At 52.7% G+C, this 347-nt stretch carries 2 tRNA genes; both read left to right on the top strand.

From position 1 onward, the window contains the following. Positions 1-84: 84 nt before the first annotated feature. Positions 85-168: transfer RNA gene (locus G9F48_RS19355), tRNA-Leu, on the top strand. A gap of 9 nt (positions 169-177) precedes the next feature. Then, positions 178-252 (top strand) — tRNA-Gly (locus G9F48_RS19350). The last annotated feature ends 95 nt before the right edge of the window (positions 253-347 follow it).

Here is a 347-nt window from a genome sequence, read left to right as displayed (position 1 = left end):
GCCATTAGCTCAGTTGGTAGAGCATCTGACTTTTAATCAGAGGGTCGAAGGTTCGAGTCCTTCATGGCTCACCATGTTTTTCTTGCGGATGTGGCGGAATTGGCAGACGCGCTAGAATCAGGCTCTAGTGTCTTTACAGACGTGGGGGTTCAAGTCCCTTCATCCGCATTGCCAAACGCGGAAGTAGTTCAGTGGTAGAACATCACCTTGCCAAGGTGGGGGTCGCGGGTTCGAATCCCGTCTTCCGCTCCAACTATACTATACCATCCATGCCGGGGTGGTGGAATTGGCAGACACACAGGACTTAAAATCCTGCGGTAGGTGACTACCGTGCCGGTTCAAGTCCG

It is taken from the genome of Bacillus sp. EKM420B (assembly GCF_011065565.1).
Classification (GTDB): domain Bacteria; phylum Bacillota; class Bacilli; order Bacillales; family Bacillaceae; genus Bacillus; species Bacillus velezensis.
Note: the sequence above shows the minus strand (reverse complement) of the source record. Positions and strands in the feature narration are given on the sequence as shown.